The following is a 1,583-nucleotide window of genomic DNA, read 5'->3' on the forward strand; positions in this document are numbered from 1 at the left end:
GCCGTCGCGGACGCGATCAACAACCGCCCGCGAGAAATCCTCGACTGGCGCACCCCCGCCGAGGCCTTCGAAGAGCTACTACGATCGACCCAACAAACAATCGTTGCGACGACCGGTTGAATACGGCTTGCGATCCGCGGTCCGAGTGCAGGGTCGTTCCGGTGGGCTCTCGCAGCGCGACGGCGTTGCGAAGCGCGGCGACTGCCAGCTCAGCCGTCATTCGCGAATCGAGCGAGTAGCCCACAATTCGGTTCGAGTGGACGTCTTTGATCGCCCAGAGATACAGCTTGCCCTCGTCGGTCCAATGTTCGGTGATGTCGGTGAGCCAGAGTTGGTCCGGCCTTGTCGCGGTGAAGTCGCGGAGCACAAAATCGTCATGCACCGGTGGTCCCGCTTTTCGGTTCAGGCCGCGCTTCTTCGAAATCACCGACCAGAGCTTCTGTTCCGAGCACAGCCGCCACACGCGCCGCTCGGACGCTGCCAGCCCGGCCTCCGCTTCGATCTCGTCGGCGATGAACCGATACCCGAACGCCGGGTCGTCGCGGTGAAGATCGACGGCCGCGTTTGTGAGGTGAGCGTTGTCCCCGTCGCGTTGCGAGACGGGGTTCGCACGCCACTGGAAGAATGCTTGCTTGCTGAAGCCCAGCACCCGGCAGGTCACCGCGACCGGAATTCGGTCAGCGGCCAGTTCACGGACCAGCGGGAACATCATTTAGGGAGTGACGCCTGCGACAGATAGGCGGCCGCTCGGCGGAGGATCTCGTTCTCTTGCTCGAGCAACCGGATGCGTTTGCGGGCTTCGCGCAGCTCGGTCGCGTCGGCCTGGGTCACACCGGGCTTGATGCCGTCTTCGACGTCCGCGATCTTGAGCCACCGTTGCAGACACGACTCGGAGACACCGAAGTCTTTCGCGATCCGGCTGATCGGGGCGTCGCCCCGACGCGCGACCGCGATGACGTCGTTCCGGAACTCTTTGGGGAGTGCTTTCGGCACGTTGACCATCCTTCCGTGAGAACCGAAATCGTCACAGCGTTGGAGTCAACCAAACCGTCAGCAGTCCCTTCCTCATGTCGTCGTGACAGCGGTAGTAACCGTAATCCTTGCGGCAGGCTCCATCTATGGAGCCGTGGTTGGCAGCTTTGGCTCTCATGGTCAGCAGCGGTGGTGGCGTTCTTCGCCATCGCAGCAGGCACTTGGATGAGCACACGCCGGACGGCTTCCGACTAGGCCGTGCTGCTAAAGGAGCTCAAGGTTTAGGGTTTGCGCCGCCCGGGCGTCGTCGTTCAAGAGCCAGCCGGACAATGTGACTCATTTGTCCCAGCTTCTCCTCGGCGGCGCGGATGCTGATCTCGACTCCCTCGAGTTCACCGAGACAACATCGAGCTCCTCTGCGACGGACACCTCGACGAGGTGACTCGTGATGCCGAGCACGATGCCTGGGCGTGACGCTCGTGAGCTAAGGCGTGTCTCCTAATCAGTGGGGCCCACCTCTCGTGGTGCGAACGGCTGTTCCGATGGGGCGCGAAGGAGCCTCAAGCACCCGGACACTAGAATGCCTAGGTGCCTGAGCAGATACTGACTGA

At 62.5% G+C, this 1,583-nt stretch carries 1 pseudogene; it reads right to left on the minus strand.

The features are described 5' to 3' along the window. Positions 1 to 127: 127 nt before the first annotated feature. Positions 128 to 993, minus strand: a pseudogene (locus KZA10_RS14700) (IS3 family transposase); the annotation flags it as partial. Positions 994 to 1,583: the final 590 nt, after the last annotated feature.

The organism is Microbacterium sp. BF1, assembly GCF_019279095.1.
Lineage (GTDB): Bacteria > Actinomycetota > Actinomycetes > Actinomycetales > Microbacteriaceae > Microbacterium > Microbacterium maritypicum.